Source organism: Dactylosporangium sp. CA-152071, assembly GCF_050936335.1.
GTDB lineage: Bacteria > Actinomycetota > Actinomycetes > Mycobacteriales > Micromonosporaceae > Dactylosporangium > Dactylosporangium maewongense.
In genome coordinates this window covers 3,184,284-3,204,025 of record NZ_JBNJMZ010000001.1, presented here as the reverse complement: position 1 = coordinate 3,204,025, position 19,742 = coordinate 3,184,284, and the positions used below count along the sequence as shown (strand labels likewise).

Sequence of the window (19,742 nt, the reverse complement as noted above, 5' to 3'; positions counted from 1 at the left end):
TCAGACTAGCAGCGCTACAGTGCGGCGTGCCCACGGTTATTGACCGGCTGCGCGCCGCCGGATGCGTGTTCGCCGAGGACGAGGCCGCGCTGCTCACCGAGGCGGCCGCCGGTGACGAACAACGGCTGGCGACGCTCGTCGAGCGGCGGGTGCAGGGGTACCCCATCGAGTACCTCGTCGGGTGGGCGTCGTTCGCGGGCGAACGGTTCGCCATCGAGGACGGGGTGTTCATCCCGCGCCACCGCACCGAGCTCCTGGCCGTCACCGCACGCACGTTCATCCACAGTGGACACACGGTGCTGGACCTGTGCTGCGGCACGGGGGCGCTCGGCGCGGTCGCGACCCGCGGCAGGGAGCGCACGAGGCTGGTGGCGGCCGACGTCGACCCGGCCGCGGTGGCCTGCGCGCGACGGAACCTCCCGCACGCCGAGGTGTACGAGGGTGACCTCTTCGACCCGCTCCCGGAGGACCTGCGCGGGCGGGTCGACGTGCTCCTCGCGAACGTGCCCTACGTGCCGACGGCGCAGATCGCGTTCCTGCCCGAGGAGTTCCGGGTGCACGAGCGGCGGGCCGCGCTCGACGGCGGCGACGACGGCCTGCGCGTGCTGCGCCGGGTCGCGGCCGAGGCGCCGCGCTGGCTGGCCCGCGACGGGCGCCTGCTGACCGAGGCCGGCGACGCCCAGCTGGACGCGGTCCACGCGGTCCTCGCCGGGAGCGGTCTGACGCCGACGACCGTCACCGACCCGGAGACCGAGACCAGCGTCGTGGTCGGCAGTATGAGCCGGACGATATATCCATAAGTATCGAATCGATGGATACCATCCTCCCCATCATCCAACTCGTTGGGGAGGCTCCGGATGGTTCGAAGGTTCCTGGCGGTCCTGACCGCCGTCATCGCCACCGTCGGCGTGCTGCCGGGCGTCGCGCACGCCCAGCAGGACGTCGTCGGCGGCACCCGTGCGGCGCAGGGCGAGTTCCCGTTCATGGTGCGGCTCTCGATGGGCTGCGGCGGCGCGCTGTACAGCCCGCGGCTGGTGCTCACCGCCGCGCACTGTGTGGGCGCCACCGGCACCAACACCAGCATCACCGCGACGCTGGGCGTGGTCGACCTGCAGTCGGCCAGCCGCATCCAGGTCAGGTCCAACTACGTGTACCGGGCGCCCGGGTACAACGGCAACGGCAAGGACTGGGCGCTGATCCGGCTCGCGTCGCCCGTCAGCGGCCTGGCCCTGCTGCCGATCGCGACGAACACCACGTACAACACCGGCACCTTCACCGTCGCGGGATGGGGTGCGGCGCGCGAGGGCGGCGCGCAGCAGCGCTACCTGCTCAAGGCGACCGTGCCGTACGTGGCGGACTCGACCTGTGACAACTCCTACCCGGACCTGATCCCGAACGACGAGATCTGCGCCGGGTACGCCGCCGGCGGCACCGACACCTGCCAGGGCGACTCGGGCGGCCCGATGTTCCGCCGCGACGCCGCCAACGCCTGGATCCAGGTCGGCATCGTCAGCTGGGGCAACGGCTGCGCCCGCCCGAACTACCCGGGCGTCTACACGCAGGTGAGCACGTTCGCCTCGGCGATCGCCTCCGCTGCGGCGAGTCTCGGGGGCTGACCCCGGAGGACCGGAGGGGGCCCGATGTCGGGGCCCCCTACGGCCTTGTATCCGCCTCAGATCTGCCTCAGATCTGCATGGCCACCCGCTGGCCGAGCTCGTGGCTGATCCGCTCGAACGTCCCCGCGTTCTCCTGCTTCTGCACCAGGTTGGTCTGCAGGATCTGCGCGCACTGCGTCTCGCCCATGAGCAGCGCCTTGTCGATCAGTCCGCGGTAGCCGGCGATGCCGAAGTGCGCCAGCTTCGTCTCCGCGTCCACGGCGTAGATCTCCATCGCCTCGGTGGAGGGCCGCTGGCCGGCGAACGCCTGGAACTCCGCCCGCATCCCGTCGAGCGTCGAGCACGGCACCTCGACCGGCTCCATCTCCATCATCGCGAAGCACGTCTCGATGTTCTGGATCTTCTGCTGTCCCTGCTGCTGCTGGGCCCGCAGGATCTGGGCGAGGGGGCTTTGTTCGGCCTGGCCGAGCATCTCGCCGACGAGATGGTTGCTCTTGCGCTCGGCGTCGTACATGCCGGACAGCTCGTAGAGGAACAGGTCGGACGGATTGTCGATGGTCATGCGGCCCCAGCTACCCGGCGCTGCAAGTTTCACACCGCTCGCGCGGCCGACCTGCGGCCCGGCGCTGACATCGTTGACCGTGAACTGAACCGCTTCATATGTTGCGTCCAACACCCCCTAGGAGGACCAACATGAGAACGCGGATCACCCTCGCGGCGGCCGCGGCGCTGGCGGTCGTGGTGTCGCTGCTCGTCGCCGTGCAGCCGGCGTCGGCGGCGACCGGCTTCACCGTCAGCAACGGCCGGCTCTACGACGCCAACGGCGCCGAGTTCGTCATGCGCGGCGTCAGCCACGCGCACACCTGGTACCCGACGCAGACCAGTTCGTTCGCCAACATCAAGGCGCTCGGCGCGAACAGCGTCCGGGTCGTGCTCGCCACCGGCGACCGCTGGACGAAGAACGACACCGCCGACGTCGCCAACGTCGTGTCGCTGTGCAAGGCCAACCGGCTCATCTGCGTCCTGGAGGCGCACGACACCACCGGCTACGGCGAGCAGAGCGGCGCGATCACCCTCGACCGGGCGGTCGACTACTGGCTGAGCGTCAAGAGCGCCCTCGCCGGCCAGGAGAAGTACGTCATCGTGAACATCGGCAACGAGCCCTACGGCAACAACGCCGCCACCGTCGCCAACTGGGCCACCGACACCGCCAACGCGGTCAAGCGCCTGCGCAGCAACGGGTTCGAGCACACCATCATGGTCGACGCGCCCAACTGGGGCCAGGACTGGTCCTTCACGATGCGCGACAACGCGGCGACCGTCTTCGCCGCCGACCCGCTGAAGAACACGGTGTTCTCGATCCACATGTACGGCGTGTTCGACACCGCCGCGGAGATCAACGACTATCTCAACCGGTTCGTCACCGCGAAGCTGCCGATCGTCGTCGGGGAGTTCGGGTTCAACCACTCTGACGGCAACCCCGACGAGGACACCATCATGGCGACCACCCAGTCGCTGCGGATCGGCTACCTCGGCTGGTCGTGGAGCGGCAACGGCGGCGGCGTCGAGTACCTCGACATGGTGACCGGCTTCAACCCCGCGCAGCTCACCAGCTGGGGCGAGCGCATCTTCAACGGCGCCAACGGCATCAAGGCCACCGCCAAGGAGGCCACCGTCTACGGCGGGGTCACGTCGCCGACGTCGTCGGTGTCGCCGTCCCGTTCGGTGTCCCCGTCGCCCTCCCGGTCGGTGTCGCCGTCGCCGTCGAGGTCGTCGTCCCCGCCGCCGTCCGGCGCGTGCAAGGTCGCGTACAGCGTCACCAACCAGTGGCAGGGCGGGTTCCAGGGCGACGTGAAGGTGACGAACACCGGTACCAGCGCGATCAACGGCTGGACGCTGACCTGGAGCTACGCGAACGGCCAGGTCGTCACCCAGTCGTGGGGCGCCACCTACGCCCAGTCCGGCGCCGCGGTCACCTGGACCAGCGTGAGCTACACGGCGAGCATCCCCGCCGGCGGCACCGTGACGTTCGGGTTCCTGTCCAACTGGAACGGCACGAACACCGCGCCGACCGCGTTCACGCTCAACGGGACGCGCTGCGCATAACGTACCCTCGCCGCGTGGACCCAGTGGTGATCGTGGGGGCGGGACCGGTCGGTGCCGCCTCCGCGATCCTGCTCGCCCAGCGCGGCGTGCCGTGCCTGCTGCTGGATCGCTACCCCGAGCCGTATCCTCTGCCCCGGGCCGTCCACGTCGACGACGAGGTCATGCGCATCCTGCAGGAGCTCGGCGTCGCCGACGCGTTCGCCGCGGTCAGCCGGCCGGGGCTGGGGCTGCGGCTGCTGGACGGCAGGCACCGGGTGATGGCCGAGTTCCGCCGCGACCCGGGGCCCGGCCCGCACGGCTGGCCGCAGGCCAACATGTTCGACCAGCCCGACCTGGAGCGGCTGCTGCGCGCGCGGGTCGCCGAGCTGCCGCTGATCGAGTTCCGCGGCGGGGTCACCGTCACCGGGGTCACGTCCACGTCGGTGACCCTCGCCGACGGGTCGTCGCTGCGGGCGTCGGCGGTGCTCGGCTGCGACGGCGCCAACAGCACCGTCCGGGCGGCCATCGGCGCCGAGCTGGAGGACCTCGGGTTCGAGGAGCGGTGGCTGGTGGTCGACGGCGTCACCGACCGGGACCTCGACGCGTGGGGCGGCGTCCACCAGATCTGCGACCCGCGTCGCGCCGCCACCTTCATGCAGCTGGGGTCTCGCCGGTACAGGTGGGAGTTCCGGATGCACGACGGCGAGCCGGCGCTCGACGTGGACGAGCTGCTCGCGCCCTGGCGGGCCGGTGCGGCGGTGACGGTGGTCCGGGCGGCGCAGTACACGTTCCGGGCCAGGATCGCCGACACGTGGCGGCGCGGCACGGTGTTCCTGCTCGGCGACGCGGCCCACCAGACGCCGCCGTTCATCGGTCAGGGACTCGGTGCCGGCCTGCGCGACGCCTACAACCTCGCGTGGAAGCTGGCGGCCTGGCGCGCCTCCGGCGACCCGTCGGCGCTCGACTCGTTCCAGCGCGAACGCAAACCCCACGCGAAGGCGCAGATCCGGCTCGCGATCGTGGCGGGGTGGGCGATGACCGGGGGGCAGGACCGCGCGGCGGCGGTGCGGCGGGTCGTGCTCGGCGCGGTGTGGCGGCTGCCCGGCCTGAAGGGCCTCGCGCTGCGCTCCACCAGCCCGCCGCTGCGCGGGGTCGGCCCCCTCGCCCCGCAGCCGTTCGTGGTGCGCTCCGGCCGGACGGTCCGGCTCGACGAGGCGCTCGGCGACGGCTGGGCGGTCCTCACCCGGCCCGGCGTCGTCATGAAGCACGGCGGCGCCACGGTGATCGCGGTGACGCCCGAGTTCGACCCGTCCGGCGCGCTGCGGCGCTGGATGGGCCGGCGCCGCGCGGTCCTGATCCGGCCGGACCGCGTCGTCATCCGGTTGCGGCGGGGCCGACAATGGAACGGCCATGGATCACCAGCAGCTGGTCAAGCTCAGTAAGCGGATGTCGAAGGCGCTGCGCCACGACCCCGCGCGGGTCGGCCTGACCCTCGACCCGGGCGGCTGGGTGCCCGTCGGGACGTTCCTGGACGCCATGGGCATCACCCGGGCCGACCTGGACGAGGTCGTCGCCGGCAACGACAAGCAGCGCTACGCGGTCGAGACGGGACCCGGCGGCGTCGAGCGGATCCGCGCCAACCAGGGGCACTCCGTGCCGGTCGACCTGGGGCTCACCCCGCAGGAGCCGCCGGAGGTGCTCTTCCACGGCACCGGCGCCGCCGCCCTGCCGTCGATCCAGGCGACCGGCCTCAACCGCGGCGGCCGCCACCACGTGCACCTGTCACCCGACACCGCGACCGCCCGCCGGGTCGGCACCCGCCGCGGCGGCGCCGTCGCCGTCCTCACCGTCCTCGCCGGGGAGATGGCCCGGGCCGGCCACGTGTTCTACGTCTCAGGCAACGGCGTGTGGCTCACCGACGAGGTGCCGCCCGCGTTCATCCGTCTCTGAGCCTGCTGTCCAGGACCTTCTGCAGGGGGATCGACTCGCCGTCGCGGCCGCCCTCGCCGACGATGAGCCGGGGCGCGTGCGGCTGCGGCGTCACCCCGGTCAGCCACGCCGTCGCGCTCGACGGCACCAGCAGCGAGTAGTACCGTCCGTCGTCACCCACCGCGATGGTGTGCTCACTGTTGAGGTACCAGCCGCGCAACGGCGTACGGTAGGAACGACCGCCATACGAGCGGGCCCGCAGCGACTCGGTCGGCAGGCCCGCCGCGAGCGCGTCAGCCACGAACCGCTCGATAAGCGCCGCCGCCTGCTCGGCTTCCGCGGCGCGGCGCCGGTCGAGCTCGGCCCCGTGGTGCGCCACCGCACGGGCCCGCTGCGCCTGCCAGTCGTCATCGGCCACTCGCTCGTTGTACCAGTCGGCTGGTCGCAGGTCACATCCAGGCAGACCGCTCAGGCGGCGGGACGCCGGGCCTGGGATGCTGGTAGAAGCCACGAATTTCGCGATTGAGGAGCCCCACCGTGACCGAAGACACCGGCTTCGCCGAACTGGGCTTGCGGGACGAGCTGCTCAAGGCGCTGACCAACCTCGGCTACGAGGAGCCCACCCCGATCCAGCGCGAGGCGATCCCGCCGATGCTGGAGGGCCGTGACCTGCTCGGCCAGGCGGCCACCGGCACCGGCAAGACCGCCGCCTTCTCGCTGCCGCTGCTGCAGACGATCCCCTCGCCCGGCGGCGACAACCCCTCGGCGCTCATCCTCGTGCCCACCCGCGAGCTGGCCGTCCAGGTGTCCGAGGCGATCCACCGCTACGGCAAGGACCTCGGCACCCGCGTCGTGCCGATCTACGGCGGCCAGCCGATCGGCCGCCAGCTGCGCGCCCTGGAGCACGGCGTCGACGTCGTCGTCGCCACCCCCGGCCGGGCCCTCGACCACATCAGCCGCGGCACGCTGCGCCTGCACGACCTGCGCGTCGTCGTGCTCGACGAGGCCGACGAGATGCTCGACATGGGCTTCGCCGAGGACATCGAGGCGATCCTGCAGGAGACCCCCGAGGACCGGCAGACGGTGCTCTTCTCCGCCACGATGCCGCCGCGCATCGACGGCCTCGCCCGCAGCCACCTCAACGACCCCGTCCGGATCCAGATCGGCCGCGCGCCGACCCCCGCCGGCGAGGCCCCGTTGGTGCGGCAGGTGGCGTACGTCGTCAGCCGCGCCCACAAGCCCGCCGCCCTCGGCCGCATCCTCGACGTCGAGGCCCCGGGCGCCGCGCTGGTCTTCTGCCGCACCCGCGACGAGGTCGACCAGCTCACCGAGACGCTCAACGGCCGCGGGTACCGCGCCGAGGCCCTCCACGGCGGCATGGGCCAGGAGCAGCGCGACCGGGTCATGGCGCGCCTGCGCAACGGCACCGCCGACCTGCTCGTCGCCACCGACGTCGCCGCCCGCGGCCTGGACGTCGAGCACCTCACCCACGTCGTCAACTACGACGTGCCCTCGGCCCCCGAGTCCTACGTCCACCGCATCGGCCGCGTGGGCCGCGCCGGCCGCGAGGGCATCGCGATCACCCTCGCCGAGCCCCGCGAGCACCGCATGCTGAAGACCATCGAGCGGATCACCAAGCAGCGCATCCTCATCGAGAAGGTCCCGACCGTCGCCGACCTGCGCGCCCGCCGCCTCGAGCTCACCCGTGCCGCCCTCCACGAGCTGCTCGCCGCCGACGGTGAGGCCCTCACCCAGTTCCGCGTCGTCGTGGAGACCCTCAGCGACGAGTTCGACCTGATGGAGATCGCGATGGCCGCGGTCAAGATCGCCCACGACGCCACCGGCATCGGCGAGGGCGACCAGGAGGAGATCCCCGACATCACCCTCCGCGCGCCCCGCGAGCCCTCCGACCGGTTCGGTTCCGGCTCGGGCTCCGGCGTCGGCGGTGGGCGGTCCGGTGCGGGCTCGGGGGACCGGCCGGGTCCCGGCCGCCGGGTCGCGGTCCGCGACGCCGACGGCCGCGGCCGGGGCCGCGACGCGGGCGGCCGCCGCGTACCGGCCGGCGGCATGACCAGGCTCTTCGTCGGCGCGGGCCGCGCGGCCGGCATCCGCCCCCAGGACCTCGTCGGCGCCATCACCGGCGAGTCGAGCCTGAGCGGCCGCGACATCGGCGCCATCGAGATCACCGACCGCTTCTCCCTGGTCGAGGTCCCCGAGGGCGCCGTCGAAGAGGTCATCGACACGCTGCGCCGCACCACCCTGAAGGGCCGCCGCCCCGTCGTCCGCCGCGAGCGCTTCAGCCACTGACCCCCACGCCCTCATGCGATCCCGCCGCCGAGCCACTCGGCGGCGGCCCGATCCCCGGGGCGCCAGGCACGATGCTTGGGGCGGCGCGAGGAACGGTCGGTGCGGGGCAGGACGGGGCCGGCCGCCCAGCCGGGCCTGACGTCTGCGGCGGCGGGTGACCACCCACCGGTGGACGGTGACCGACGCCGCGCCCAGCCCGCCGAGGCCGTGCGGCGAGGGCCGCCGCCCCGTCGTCCGCCGCGAGCGCCTCAGTCACTGACCCCGCGCGCCCCATGTGAGCCGCCGTCGAACCATTCGGCGGCGGTCTGTGAACCCTCGCCGCCGTCCCGGTTCCCAGGCCGTCACCCCGTCCCGGGCCACGCGGCACCGGCGGGCCGCGCCCGGACTGCGGTGCTCGGGCGGGGAATGTCCCATTCTCGGGACGGCGCCAGGCGCGATGCTAGAGGCGGCGCGAGGAACGGTCGGTGCGGGGCAGGACGGGGCCGGCCACCCAGCCGGGCCTGACGTCTGCGACGGCGGGTGACCACCCACCGGTGACCGACGCGGCACCCGCCCGCCGAGCCCGAGTGATGGGGGACCGCCGCCGCTTATGCCGACCTCGGACGGTCGGCGTCCGAGCCATGGGCCTTGGGTGGGCGGCGTCTGAGCTGCGGCGCTGGGGCCGGACCTGGCCGCGGCGGGTCCGGGTCGCGGGTTTTGGATGGCCGCGCCCGAGCCGCGGTGCACCCGCCGGCCTTGGAAGGACCCTGCCCCGGGCCGCAGTGCACGTGTCGGCCCCGGTCGAGCCGCGGTGTCAGCCGGCGATGCACGCGTCGGCCTTGATTGAGACGCGTGCCCCGCGCTGCGGTGCGCCCGGCGGCCTACCCTGGAGGCGCCGATGCCGGGCTCGCCGCGGGTCCGGTGCCGCTGACGATCACGGAGGTGACCGCCCGGATGATGGGGCTTGCGCTGCGGCTGCTCCGTCCGTATCTGGTCGTCGCCGCCGTGGTGAGCGCAGTCGCCACCGGGTACGTCTGGTTCGCGGCAGGCACCGTGCAGCGGCAGCTCGACCAGGCCGGCGTGCCGCGGTGCGGCGACCCGAACGACTGCTACCCGCACGGGGCGGCGCTGGACGCGGTGCTGGGGATGGAGCTCGTCGCGGCGTTCGTGCCGGCGCTGCTCGGGCTGGTCCTCGGTGCGGCGCTGCTGGCCCGCCGGCCCGGGGGCGACCCGCCGGCGGAGCGCGGGCGCCGCGTCCTCGTCAGGTCCGGCTGGGTGCTCGGCGCCGGCCTGATCTGCTGCGGCGCGGTCGCGGTGGCGCACCGGTCGGTCGCGACCCGGTACACCGCGCTGGCCGACGACACGTATGAGCTGCTCCAGCTGCTGCATCTCAACAACGCCGCGTACATGGTGGCGCAGACCCTCGTGGTCGCCGCGTTCGCCGGGGTCGCCGGCCTCGGTGCCGGCCGGGTGCCGCGGACGCTGGTGCTGACCGCGCTGGCCGGGCCGTTCGTCGTCATGGTCGGCGACGGGGTGGCGGCGCTGCTGTGGACGCTGCTCGGCGCGCTGACGGGGTGGACCGGCCCGGCGGGCGGCGACCTGTTCGTGCTCGACCCGTTCGCCTACACCGCGAGCGCGGTGCTCGCCGCCGGTGCGGTCGGGCTGGTGCTGCTCGCGCGCCGGGCGGCGACGGGTCTCAGAGGGGGAGCGCCTCACCCGGCAGGTTGAGGGTGAGGGACGCGCCGGTCGGCGGGGTGTCGAAGTCGAACGTCGAGGTGGCCGTGGCGCCCGGCCGGACGTCGAAGGCGCTGGTCGTACGGGAGCGAAGGACGACGGCACCGGCGGACACGCTGATGTCCGTGGCGGCGACGTGGCGCGGCGCGCGGCCAGGGTTGCTGAAGCGGACCGTGATGCTCATGTGGTCGCCGGTGAGCACGTCGACGTCCGTGACCACCGTCGCGGGGGCGGCCCGGTGCGGCGTGGAGGGTCCGGCCTCGGCGAACGTGGGGGACACGACGCCGGCGACGCCGCCGATCGCGAGGCCCGCCGCGGTGGCGAGGAGGACCGCGTTGAGCGTGCCCCGACCGAGTCCCATGACCATGCGTGTCCCTCCCGAAGGTGTCGGCAGGCAGCGTCACACGACCGGCTGAGGTTCGACTGTGGTGCGACTGAGGTGCGGACCTCAGCATGTCACCCGGGCGGCCACCGTCGGTGCCGAATCGGTGGACGTCTTGTCCTCCGAGCGGGGGCCGTGCGACTCCAGCACCACGGGCGCCGACAGCTGCTCCTCGACCGCGGCGGTCCAGTCGTCCACCGGGACGAGGCGCGGCCGGCTGGACGCCATCGCGCGGGTGAGGCGCTCCTGCCGGTCCAGGTCGCCGGTCGGGCCGCGGGTGGGCTTGACGCCGTCGTAGTCGACGCACATCCGCAGGTCCGGATGCGCCGAAGCGGTGTCGAGGTGGGTGAGGGCGAGCCCGTCGACGCCGCCGCAGACGTCCAGGGCGTACCGGTGCGCGACCGCGTCGAAGTGGCCGACGCGGAACGCGCCCTGCCACGGGTTCGCGGGGTTGTTGGGGTCGGTGACGGGCAGCGACGGGTCCTCGGTGACGAGCGGGCCCGCGCCGTGGCGGGTCGTGAACGTCCGCAGGACCCCGAGCCGGTAGGCGGGCTCGCCGGCCAGGAGCGTCTCGGCGTTGGCGAACGTCGTCGTGCTCCAGGTGGTGTACGGGTGGAACCCGTGCCACTCGTCCAGCAGTACACCCTGCGCGCCCTCGAACACGCACGGCCCCTCGATCCGCAGCCCGTCCACAATGGACACCGTGGCGGCGAACGCCGTGTACGCCTCGACGCACGCGTCGACCGGCGGGCCGTCCACGCCCAGATTGGAGCGGAGCCGGCGGAGCTTCGCCCGCAGCAGCGGCGGATCCGTGCAGTCGCCGGCCCTTGGCGCGTCGTCGGGGTGGCGCAGCGCGTACGCCATGGCCTCCCCGACGCCCATCCCGCACGAACCGTGCCGGTCGGCGCCCCGGGCGATCTCCTTCGCCCGGTTCGCCTCGCGGTGGTACGGCGTGGACAGCAGCGCCGCCCGGTCGACGGTGAGCCGGGACCACACGTCGTGGACGCCGAGTCCCACCAGGTGGTCGGCCTCGGCGGCCAGGGCTAGGGGGTCGACGACCATGAACCGCGACAGGTGGGTCCGCACGCCGGGCCGGAACGTGCCCGACCCGAACTGTGCGAACGTGTGCTTGCGGCCGTCGCCGAGCACGACGGTGTGCGCGGCCTGGGCGCCGCCGTTGAAGCGCACCACGGTGTGCACGTCACGGGTGGCGCAGAGGTGGTCGACGACGGTCCCCTTGCCGCAGTCCCCGTATCCGAGGTCCACCACGATGACGTGCCGCATGGCTTACAACCGTTCCACGCTGGTGGTGCCGGACATGGTGGGCGCCGAGCCGGTCGCGACGGGCGCGCGGCCGCCGCCGATGCGGGCGAGGGCCTTGCCGACGGTCACGGTCGCCGCCGAGCCGGCCTCGCGCAGGTCCTCGAGGCCCTCGTCCAGGTCGATGGAGTCCTCCCCGAGGCCGACCGTGAGGGCGATGGTCTCGCACACCGCGTCCAGGTCGTCGAGGGCGATGACGTTCTGGCCGAGGAGGTCCTTCCAGAAGTCGAGGATGGTGGTGTTGCCGGCGTACGACGAGCCGGCGGGCAGGATGTAGTACGTGTCGTACATGCGGCGGACCTCGTCGACCATCGCCCGCAAGCCGATCGCCTCGCCGAGCTTGTCGCCGATGACGTCGCGGACCTCGCCGGGCTTCACCCGCGAGTAGGCCTGCTCGTCGCCGATGATGAAGAGGTACCCGCGCTTGCCGCGCTTCTCGTAGCAGTCGATGCTGGTGTGCCGGGCCATGAAGTACATCGCGAGCTCGTAGGACTCGGTCATCTGCCCGCCGCCGCCACCTTCGAGCACGAAGCGGCCGAGGTCCTCGTCCAGCCGGTTGTCCGACTCGAACTGCCCGACCTGCAGCGGCACCCGGTCGCAGGTGGCGTCGCCGATCGCGCCGAACAGGATCTGCGGGTCCTTCACGTATCCCTTGCGCAGCAGCAGACCGAGCAGCTGCGGCAGCTTCTGCTGCAGCACCCGGGGCACGGAGCCCATCGAGCCGGTCACGTCGAACATGACGGCGATGGCGACCGAGTCGGGGTGCTCGTCGGAGTCCCGGCTCTCGCGCTTGCCGACGCCCTTCGGGTCGAGTGCACTGTGGACGGTGCGGGCGCCGGAGTCGCTGTACGCGAACGCGCTGGCGCCGGTGGCGCGACGGTAGCGGTCGGCGGCGTCGTAGACGTCGGTCGACCAGATCCCACTTCCCATGAGGGTCTCCTTCTCAGAGCGTGAACGGTCGGAACTTGCGGGGGCCGTACAGGCGGTGCAGCAGGTCGTCGAGCTCGCCGAGCAGCTTCCAGGCGTCGTCGGGGCGCTGCCTCGGTGACGCGAGCCGGCAGCCGTCGGCGAAGCGCCGCAGTGCCTGCGGGGCGCGGTCGCCCATGAGGTCGGCCATCAGCCGGGCGGCCATGGCCAGGTCGGTGTACGGGCCGGGGGTCTCGCGGGCGAGCACCTCGGCCGGGTAGTGGTCGCGCCGGTGCGGCACGATCGCCGGGATCCGGTCGCCGGGCTCGGTGACGCTGTAGCACCAGTCGACGAGCACGACCCCGTGGTCCTCCGGCTGGATGAGGACGTGCTCGGGCACGATCGCGCCGTGCACGACGCCGGCGCGGTGCGCGAGGCCGAGCGCCACGAGCAGCCGCCGCCACATCCACGCCGCGTCGCGCGGGTCGAGCCCGTTCGGGCGGCGCAGCGCCACCTCGGCGAGGCTGTGCAACCCCGTTGCGGAGGTCGCAACGACGTTGCCGCGCCTGGTCGTGGCGTCCTCCTTGTGGCGGAACGTGTCCACGAGCCGCGGCACGTAGGGCAGGTAGCGAGGGTCGCCACGGTCGGCGATCCGTTGCAGCGCGGTCGCCTCCCGCGCCATGAGGTCGTTGCACGCCGGGTCGCGGACGAGCTTCAGATGGCCCTCCGGCACGGCGTACAGGTTGGCCAGGTCGCCCTCGAAGGCGAGCGTCGCGGTCGAGTAGGCGCCCTTGGCGCTGCGGATCGTGCCGTGGTTGCGCCACAGCTCGGTGAGCCGGGCGAACGCGGCGGCGCCCTGCGGACCGGCCACGTCGGGGTGGGTGAGGCGGGCGAGCCGCCGGTAGGTGCCGGCCGGGTCGTCGCCGTCGAACAGGCTGCCGCCGGCGGACTCGATCAGTGCGATCGCCTCGGCGGTGGTGGTGCTTCTGGTTGCACCGCTGCGGGTCACCGGACCGTCTCCTCTCGGCTGGGCATCAGCAGTGCGGGGTGCAGGAGGCGGGCGTCGCCGGCGCGGTAGAGCTTGGCGCGCGGTCCGCCGCGGGCGCCGCCGCGTTCCGTGGTCGTGTTGGTGCTCTCGACGAACCCGGGGACCGACAGCACCTTGCGGTGGAAGTTGCCGGCGTGCAGCGGCTCGCCCCAGACCGTCTCGTACACCGCGCGCAGCTCGGCGATCGTGAACTCCTCGCCGACGAACTTCGTCGCCAGGGGCGTGTACTCCAGCTTCGACCTGGCGCGCTCCAGGCCGTCGGCGACGATCGTGCCGTGGTCGAACGCGAGCTCCGTGGGCCGCTCGTCCATCGGCACCCAGGCCGCCTCGCGGGCGTCGGAGCCGGACACGGGATCGGGCAGGTCCGGCGCGAACGCGACGTACGCCACCGAGAACACCCGCATGCGCGGGTCGCGGTCCGGTGCGCCGTACGTGCCGAGCTGCTCCAGGTGCAGCCGGCGGTGCGCGGTGGCGACGCCGGTCTCCTCGGCCAGCTCCCGCGCGGCGGCGGTCGGCAGGTCCTCCCACTGCCCGACGAACCCGCCCGGCAGCGCCCACATGCCCTCGCTGGGCGGGCAGGCGCGCCGCACGAGCAGCACGTTGAGCACGCCGTTGCGGATCGTGAACGCCACGATGTCCACGGTCACCGCCACCGGCGGGTAGGCGCGCGGGTCGTAGCTGGCGAGGAAGTCGGCGTCGTTCACGATGAGTCCTTCTCAGATAGAGTATTTCTCGATCTGAGAACAACATACGACGCACCGCTCCCCGGCGCAACGAGGATTTCCTGTCGCGTTTGCGGCTGATGTACGGCGCTGCTTGTCGGGTTGTCGTGCCTCGTCCGGTCTGGCGCTACGCGGTGGCGAGGCGGTCCCGGAGGTGGTGGCCGTGGGCGGCGGAGATCTGGGCGGCCACGGCGGACCGGATCAGGTCGCTGCGGTGCCGGACGCTGCCGCCGGGCCCTTCCACCAGCAGGTGCGCGTGGACGAGCCGGTCGACCGCGGCCAGGACCTCGTCGAGGTCCAGCCCACCGGCCGCGGCCAGCTGCTCCACCCGCAACGTGCCGAGGGCCGCGGTCAGCCGCAGGATCTCCCACGCGGCCGGCGGCATCCACCTGGTCCGCTGCCTGGCGAGGTGCATCGCGACCGCCTCCGCGATCGCCGGGTCCCCGCCTGCGGCTCCTCCCGTGGCCCCTCCCGCAGCCTCTCCCGCGGCTTCTCCCGTGGCCCCTCCTGTGGCCCCTCCTGTGGCCGCGACGAGCGCGGGGATTCCGCCGCTGGCCTGCAGGACGTCGACCGGCAGGTCGCGCTCGCCGAGCGGGTCGAGCCGCAGCACCAGGTCCGCGTCCAGCGCGTGCAGGGGGCGGTCCGCGATCGCCGACGGGTAGCGGTACGACACCACGACCCGCACTCCGCGCTCCCGAAGCCACCGCAGCTCGCTGACCGAGTCCGCGTCGAGATGCTCCGCGTCGTCGACCGCGACGACACACCCACCCAGCTCCGCGGCGATCGCGTCCAGCTCGGCGGGGTGCAGCGTGCGCCGCTCGTGCATCGCCGCGTCGAGGGTACGGTCCGCGGGCCGCCCCAACTGGTGCAACGCCGTGCGCAACCAGCCGAGCCGCAGCGCCCCGCCGGGCCCGGGGCCCCGCCCCAGCCCGACCCGCTCCGGCGCCTCGTCCCGCAGCCGCCCCAGCAGCGCCGACTTCCCCGCCCCGGCCGGCCCGACCACGTGCACGACCCCCGGCCCGTCACGCAGCGCGGCCAGCTCACCCCGCCGCCCCACGAACCCCGCGGCGTCCGCCGACCCGCCCGCCGCCTGCCTGCCGGTCTCTCCGCCGGCTTCTCTGCTGTGCTCCCTGCCCGCCTCTCTTACGACGGCGAGCCGCCGCTCGACCGGCTCCGCGGCGCCGCTCTCCCCGGCATCGGACGTGGCCGGACCGGTAGGCACCGCGGCACGCCGGTCGGCCTTGCGCCGGTCCCCGCCCCGGCGGCGGTCCCCGTTCGGCGCGCTCTCAACCGGTCGGGCGGCGGCGGTGTTGAGCTCCGCCAGAAGGCGATCCCGCAGCGACGTCGTGTCGGCGGACGGTGCGATCCCGAGGTCGTCGGCGAGCGCCCGCCGGCACAGGTCGAACCACCGGACGACCTCGTCGGCCCGGCCCAGCGCCGCACCGGCGACCATCGCCAGCCGGTATCCGCGCTCGGTGAACGGCTCCAGCTCCGTCGCCTCCCGTGCCAGCCGCAGCGCCCTGGCCGGGTCCGCGGCCGCCGCCGGCTCGGCCAGGTCGAGCAGCGCCGCGACGAGCACCGCCTTGACCTCGGCCCGCGCGGGCGCGGCCCAGTCGGCGTACTCGTCCTCCACGAACGGCAGCTCCGGCGCCAGCTCGACGATCCGCTCCCGCACGTCCAGCTGCCCCGGCCGCCGCTCCGCGACCTTCGCGGCCGCCCGCAGCTCAGCGAGGTCGAGCCGGGCCCGGTCGGTGGCGAACACGTACCCACCGGCCCGCGTCACGATGAACGACCTCGCCGTCGGCACCCCCGGCTGCAACGCCCGCCGCAGCACCGACACGTAGTGCTCCAGCGCCGCCGTCGCGTTCCCGGGCAGGTCCACCCCCCAGACCGCGTCCGCGAGCGCATCCTTGGACTGCACCCGGTCATGCCGCGCCGCGAGCACCCCCAGCACCTGCCGGGCCCGCCGCGGCAGGTCATCCCCGGTCATCCGCCGGCCGTCACCGTCAATGATCTCGATCTGCCCCAGCACCCGCACGTCCACAGCCGCCGCAATCGGCAGCCCCCGCCACACCTTGAGCGGTTCCCTCCACCAGGCCGCCTCTGTGCCCGGCTGCCTCTCCGCCCGGCAGCCCTTCCACCATGGCCGCCGCTGTGTCCGGTTGCCTCTTCGCCTCGGCTGTCTCTTCGCCCCGGCCGCCTCTGTGTCCGGTTGCTCATTCGCCCCGGTTGCCTTCCGCCCCGGTTGCCTTCCGCCCCGGTTGCCTTCCGCCCCGGTTGCCTTCCGCCCCGGGTTGCCTTCCGCCCCGGGTTGCCTTCCGCCCCGGGTTGCCTCTCCGCCCGGCTGCCCCTCCGCCCGGGTTGCCCCTCCGCCCCGCTGCCCCTCCACCCGGCCTGGACCCCTTGCCGACGGGCTCCCTCGGCTGCCCGTTCCAGTCGACCGGTCGTTCCTCGGCCGGCTGTTGCCCTCGCCGACCGTTCCCCTCGGCTGACCGTTCCCTCTCGACCGGCGGGCCGCCACAGCTGGAACGGCTCCGGAGCAAGCGGTCACCTTCGGCCAGCGTTGTTCCCTTGGCTGGCCGCTCTCCTCGCCCGGACGGGTTGCTCCGGCTCGGGTGATTCCCCAGGCGTGCGCGCCTTCTTCTGTTGCTTCGTTCCCTCCGCCAGCGCCGCTCCCTCTGGACCGGTTCCACCCCGCCGAGCGCGCTGGTCCTCTGCAGGCATGCCCCCTGCCGCCGGCATGGTCCCTCTGGCGCCTGGCGCCTGGCGCCTGGTGCGCTCGGGGCGCGGTGGGCGTTCGCCTTCAGCCGGGCCACAGGCCGGCTTCAGGCCGTCATGGTTTCCTCCCGTGCATGAAGATCATGGCCAACGTCGCCCCGGTCGCTCGTCTGTCGTCGCGCATCGTTCTCGCGGTCGCCTTCCTCGCCGTGCTGAGCGCCGGGCTCGTCATGATGGTCGTGTCGGCGCTGCGATAGCGGGACGGGTGGCGAGGGCTCACTCTGTACATCACCCGCTAACTCAAAGCGAGATCCAGACGTGCCACGATCGGCCGCGGTGCGGTCATCCTCCACGCCTCCGTGATCAGATCGGCGAGCTCGTCCTCGTGCGCCTTGCGTAAACGCACCTGCACCCAGCCGAACCGGCCGGACACGTGTGACTTCTTGTAGGCCCGCGGGTCGTCCTCGACGAGCGCCGCCTGCTCCTCACGGGACGTCTTGACCAGCATGGTCCAGTCGTCCTCGCACAGGTAGGCGAACCCCCGGTCACGCACCCGGAAGCCGAGATGGTTGCCGTGCTGGCGCTGCTCCACCTCGGGCAGCGTCAGGACCATCCGGAGCGCCTCGTCGACGCTCACCCCGCGGCTGGTTCGGATTCCCATGTCTGTAGGTGTAACAGGAGGGTCTGACACTTTTCCGAGGATCCGATTTTCCCCATTTGCTCAATTTCGTGATCAACGCCGTTCCCGCAGCGTGCGGCCGTCTCACCCGAAATTGTCGGTGGGCGTCGCTATGGTGACCGCCATCCGAAACGGACCACGGGGAGGCGGCACATGGGCACGTTCGGGGTTCCGGCCTCCTGGCTGCGCGACATCCTGCCGCGGCGCGGCGGGGCGCCCGCAGGGTTCAGCCCGAGCGCGACCTGGGCCGCCGACATCGCCGCGCTGCTCGACAAGCGCCCCAGCCTGCGCGCCGCGCTCACCAACGCGGCTACCCCCGCCGACGTGCGCACCGAGGGCCTCGCCCACCTCGACGGCGGCGCCGCCAGCACCCCGCTCGGCGCGGCCGCGGTCGTCGCCGCGTATGTCGGGCCGCCCGACCAGCGCAGCCGGGTCGCGGCGGCGGTGTTCGCCGACGGGTGGGTTCGCCGCGTTGCTCCGCGGCGCGTGGCGGCGGACCGGCAGCGGGCTGCGGGACGGGTGGGGGTCGATCGAGAGGGATCTCCCCGGTGATCGGGTCGCCGTGGTCGAGCTGGACCCCGGGGTGCACCGCGCCGACCCGACCGTCGACCCGGTCCAGGCGATCGCCGACGTCTGCGTCGTGCGGCGGCACGCCGGCCACCTGGGGACGGAGCGGCTGCGGCTCGCCGACCTTGACCCGATCGGGGCGTACGAGCTCGTCCGTGACCTGGAAGCAGCGACCGCATGACCAAGGACACCGCGAGCGGCACGGGCTCGCCCGGCGAAGTGTGCCCGGCCCGCCTCGGAGAAGCGGATCGGACGGATGAAGCAGGTGCAACCGGCGTCGCGGGTCCGAGCGGTGTCGCGGGCGGGGTCGTGGGAGTGGATGCGGGCGGCGTTGTGCGAGCGGGTGCCGCTTGCGAGGCGGGTCCGGGCGGAGTCGTGGGAGTGGGTGTGGCTTGCGAGGCGGGTCCGGGCGGAGTCGTGGGAGTGGGTGTGGCTTGCGAGGCGGGTCTGGGCGGCTTTGCGGGAGTGGGAGGGGGTGCGCGCGGCGTGAAGGAGACGGCGGGGCAGGCGTTTCTGGAGGTCTGGATCGGTGGGGGTGGCGTGGCCAGGTGGGAGAGGGACGGGCCGGGCATGGTCGGCGGGCTCGGCCCCGTTACCGTGTCCGAGATCATCAGAGACCTGTGGGAGGTCAGGCTGTGAGCGCTGCGCACGAGTTGCTGGAGGAGGGCACCGCCGTGCAGCGGCCGCCGGCCGAGGTCCGGTACGCCGACGAGCTGGCGAAGCTCCGCGACACCGACAGCGGGGAGCGGCCGCCGGGGTGGGCGTTGAGCCTGACGGCGGCGCGGCGGTTCATCGTGGGGGACCCGTCGGCGGGGATCAGCCGTAAGTTCGTCGGTGACCCGTCGCTGATCGACCGGGCCCTCGTGTCGCTCGCCACCAGCCGGGGGCTGATGCTGGTCGGTGAGCCCGGCACCGCCAAGTCGCTGCTGTCGGAGCTGCTGGCGGCGGCGGTGAGCGGGGAGTCGACGCTGACCGTACAGGGCGGGGCGGCGACGACCGAGGACCAGATCAAGTACTCGTGGAACTACGCACTCCTCGTGGCGGAAGGGCCCAACCAGCGGTCGCTCGTGCGGGCGCCGCTGCTGCGGGGGATGGCCGAGGGCAAGGTCGTGCGGTTCGAGGAGATCACCCGCTGCCCGCTCGAGGTCCAGGACTGCCTGCTGTCGCCGCTGTCGGACCGGGTGCTCGCGATTCCCGAGCTGATTGGGCCGGAGGCGATGGTGTTCGCGCGTGACGGGTTCAACGTGATCGCGACCGCCAACACCCGTGACCGGGGCGTCAACGAGATGAGCGCGGCGTTGAAGCGGCGGTTCAACTTCGAGACCGTGTTCCCGATCGCCGACTTCGACACGGAGCTCGCGCTCGTCGAGGCGGAGGCGGGTGCGCTGCTGCGCCGGTCCGGGGTCACCGCCGCGCCGCGTCGCGACGTGCTCGAGGTGCTCGTGACGACGTTCCGGGAGCTGCGGACGGGACAGTCGGCGCGCGGCGACACGATGGAGCGGCTGTCGGCGGTCATGAGCACCGCCGAGGCCGTATCCGTCGCGCACGCCGTCGGGTTGCGCGGCTGGTTCCTGCGCCGGGAGGCCGGCACCGCCGAGGACCTGGTGTCGTGCCTCGCCGGTACCGCCGCGAAGGACAACACCGAGGATCTGGCCAAGCTGCGGCGGTACCTGGAGCAGCAGCTGACCTGGCGGACCGGCGCGCAGTGGAAGGCGCTGCACGCGGCCCGGCACCAGCTGCCGGGGTAACG

Annotated in this window: 21 protein-coding genes; 12 read left to right on the top strand and 9 right to left on the bottom strand. The window is 73.2% G+C overall.

All coding sequences use genetic code 11. The annotated features are described in order from the left end of the window. The first annotated feature begins 26 nt into the window (after positions 1-26). Together ACQEVZ_RS14200 and ACQEVZ_RS14195 are read left to right on the top strand one after the other, a co-directional pair. Entirely contained in the window at positions 27-800 is a 774-nt protein-coding gene (locus tag ACQEVZ_RS14200; protein WP_433366317.1) for a putative protein N(5)-glutamine methyltransferase, read from the top strand. Positions 801-857: 57 nt separating this feature from the next. Continuing rightward, positions 858-1,616, top strand: coding sequence for a S1 family peptidase (locus ACQEVZ_RS14195; RefSeq protein ID WP_433366314.1), 759 nt, complete (start codon positions 858-860; stop codon positions 1,614-1,616). Positions 1,617-1,683: 67 nt separating this feature from the next. Here ACQEVZ_RS14195 and ACQEVZ_RS14190 read toward each other — a convergent pair whose 3' ends face one another. After that, complete coding sequence (locus ACQEVZ_RS14190; RefSeq protein WP_344502562.1) at positions 1,684-2,178, bottom strand: ferritin-like domain-containing protein; 495 nt, start codon at positions 2,176-2,178, stop codon at positions 1,684-1,686. A 131-nt stretch (positions 2,179-2,309) separates the two neighbouring features. Between ACQEVZ_RS14190 and ACQEVZ_RS14185 the strand changes: the two genes are divergently transcribed. From ACQEVZ_RS14185 to ACQEVZ_RS14175, 3 genes are read left to right on the top strand one after another with little or no spacing between them, the layout of a single operon-like run. Then, positions 2,310-3,722, top strand: coding sequence for a cellulase family glycosylhydrolase (locus ACQEVZ_RS14185; protein ID WP_433366311.1), 1,413 nt, complete (start codon positions 2,310-2,312; stop codon positions 3,720-3,722). Positions 3,723-3,736: 14 nt separating this feature from the next. After that, entirely contained in the window at positions 3,737-5,143 is a 1,407-nt protein-coding gene (locus ACQEVZ_RS14180; protein ID WP_344502559.1) for a bifunctional 3-(3-hydroxy-phenyl)propionate/3-hydroxycinnamic acid hydroxylase, read from the top strand. Beyond that, positions 5,112-5,651: an RNA 2'-phosphotransferase gene (locus ACQEVZ_RS14175; RefSeq protein ID WP_354893294.1), complete on the top strand. Its 540-nt coding sequence runs from the start codon at positions 5,112-5,114 to the stop codon at positions 5,649-5,651. Before ACQEVZ_RS14180 ends, ACQEVZ_RS14175 begins: the two co-directional genes overlap by 32 nt. On the opposite strand, the gene ACQEVZ_RS14170 is transcribed toward ACQEVZ_RS14175, so the two are convergent. After that, entirely contained in the window at positions 5,638-6,048 is a 411-nt protein-coding gene (locus ACQEVZ_RS14170) for a hypothetical protein (RefSeq protein WP_433366307.1), read from the bottom strand. The genes ACQEVZ_RS14175 and ACQEVZ_RS14170 overlap by 14 nt on opposite strands. A 95-nt stretch (positions 6,049-6,143) precedes the next feature. Between ACQEVZ_RS14170 and ACQEVZ_RS14165 the strand changes: the two genes are divergently transcribed. Continuing rightward, on the top strand, positions 6,144-7,937 hold the full coding sequence (locus tag ACQEVZ_RS14165) for a DEAD/DEAH box helicase (RefSeq protein WP_433376750.1): 1,794 nt from the start codon (positions 6,144-6,146) through the stop codon (positions 7,935-7,937). A gap of 831 nt (positions 7,938-8,768) precedes the next feature. Continuing rightward, a complete protein-coding gene (locus ACQEVZ_RS14160; RefSeq protein WP_433366304.1) occupies positions 8,769-9,644 on the top strand; it encodes a hypothetical protein in 876 nt (291 codons plus the stop codon). Here ACQEVZ_RS14160 and ACQEVZ_RS14155 read toward each other — a convergent pair. The 6 genes from ACQEVZ_RS14155 to ACQEVZ_RS14130 all read right to left on the bottom strand — a co-directional run bounded on the left by ACQEVZ_RS14155 (position 9,613) and on the right by ACQEVZ_RS14130 (position 16,060). Then, on the bottom strand, positions 9,613-10,011 hold the full coding sequence (locus ACQEVZ_RS14155; protein WP_433366301.1) for a hypothetical protein: 399 nt from the start codon (positions 10,009-10,011) through the stop codon (positions 9,613-9,615). The genes ACQEVZ_RS14160 and ACQEVZ_RS14155 overlap by 32 nt on opposite strands. Before the next feature lie 87 nt (positions 10,012-10,098). Further along, positions 10,099-11,316 carry an adenylosuccinate synthetase gene (locus ACQEVZ_RS14150; RefSeq protein WP_354893305.1) on the bottom strand — a complete coding sequence of 406 codons (1,218 nt, stop codon included), beginning with the start codon at positions 11,314-11,316 and terminating at the stop codon, positions 10,099-10,101. A 3-nt stretch (positions 11,317-11,319) separates the two neighbouring features. After that, positions 11,320-12,282 carry a hypothetical protein gene (locus ACQEVZ_RS14145; RefSeq protein WP_433366298.1) on the bottom strand — a complete coding sequence of 321 codons (963 nt, stop codon included), beginning with the start codon at positions 12,280-12,282 and terminating at the stop codon, positions 11,320-11,322. A 13-nt stretch (positions 12,283-12,295) separates the two neighbouring features. Then, a complete protein-coding gene (locus tag ACQEVZ_RS14140) occupies positions 12,296-13,267 on the bottom strand; it encodes a serine/threonine protein kinase (RefSeq protein ID WP_354893310.1) in 972 nt (323 codons plus the stop codon). Next, complete coding sequence (locus tag ACQEVZ_RS14135; RefSeq protein ID WP_425552202.1) at positions 13,264-14,010, bottom strand: NUDIX hydrolase; 747 nt, start codon at positions 14,008-14,010, stop codon at positions 13,264-13,266. The genes ACQEVZ_RS14140 and ACQEVZ_RS14135 overlap by 4 nt, the downstream gene beginning before the upstream one ends. A 145-nt stretch (positions 14,011-14,155) precedes the next feature. Next, entirely contained in the window at positions 14,156-16,060 is a 1,905-nt protein-coding gene (locus ACQEVZ_RS14130; RefSeq protein ID WP_433366293.1) for a BTAD domain-containing putative transcriptional regulator, read from the bottom strand. Positions 16,061-16,880: 820 nt separating this feature from the next. On the opposite strand from ACQEVZ_RS14130, the gene ACQEVZ_RS14125 reads away from it, so the two are divergent. After that, complete coding sequence (locus tag ACQEVZ_RS14125; RefSeq protein WP_354893316.1) at positions 16,881-17,003, top strand: hypothetical protein; 123 nt, start codon at positions 16,881-16,883, stop codon at positions 17,001-17,003. A gap of 38 nt (positions 17,004-17,041) precedes the next feature. Here ACQEVZ_RS14125 and ACQEVZ_RS14120 read toward each other — a convergent pair whose 3' ends face one another. Further along, positions 17,042-17,407 (bottom strand): MmcQ/YjbR family DNA-binding protein, encoded by a 366-nt coding sequence (locus ACQEVZ_RS14120; RefSeq protein ID WP_344502548.1) that lies wholly within the window; start codon positions 17,405-17,407, stop codon positions 17,042-17,044. 171 nt (positions 17,408-17,578) lie between these two features. On the opposite strand from ACQEVZ_RS14120, the gene ACQEVZ_RS14115 reads away from it, so the two are divergent. From ACQEVZ_RS14115 to ACQEVZ_RS14100, 4 genes are all read left to right on the top strand, one after another. Continuing rightward, positions 17,579-17,977, top strand: coding sequence for a hypothetical protein (locus ACQEVZ_RS14115; RefSeq protein ID WP_433366289.1), 399 nt, complete (start codon positions 17,579-17,581; stop codon positions 17,975-17,977). A gap of 10 nt (positions 17,978-17,987) precedes the next feature. Further along, positions 17,988-18,173, top strand: a complete 186-nt coding sequence (locus ACQEVZ_RS14110) for a hypothetical protein (protein WP_433366286.1) — start codon at positions 17,988-17,990, stop codon at positions 18,171-18,173. Between the two features lie 305 nt (positions 18,174-18,478). After that, positions 18,479-18,631 (top strand): hypothetical protein, encoded by a 153-nt coding sequence (locus ACQEVZ_RS14105; protein ID WP_354893322.1) that lies wholly within the window; start codon positions 18,479-18,481, stop codon positions 18,629-18,631. Then, entirely contained in the window at positions 18,628-19,740 is a 1,113-nt protein-coding gene (locus tag ACQEVZ_RS14100) for an ATP-binding protein (RefSeq protein ID WP_344502545.1), read from the top strand. The genes ACQEVZ_RS14105 and ACQEVZ_RS14100 overlap by 4 nt, the downstream gene beginning before the upstream one ends. The last annotated feature ends 2 nt before the right edge of the window (positions 19,741-19,742 follow it).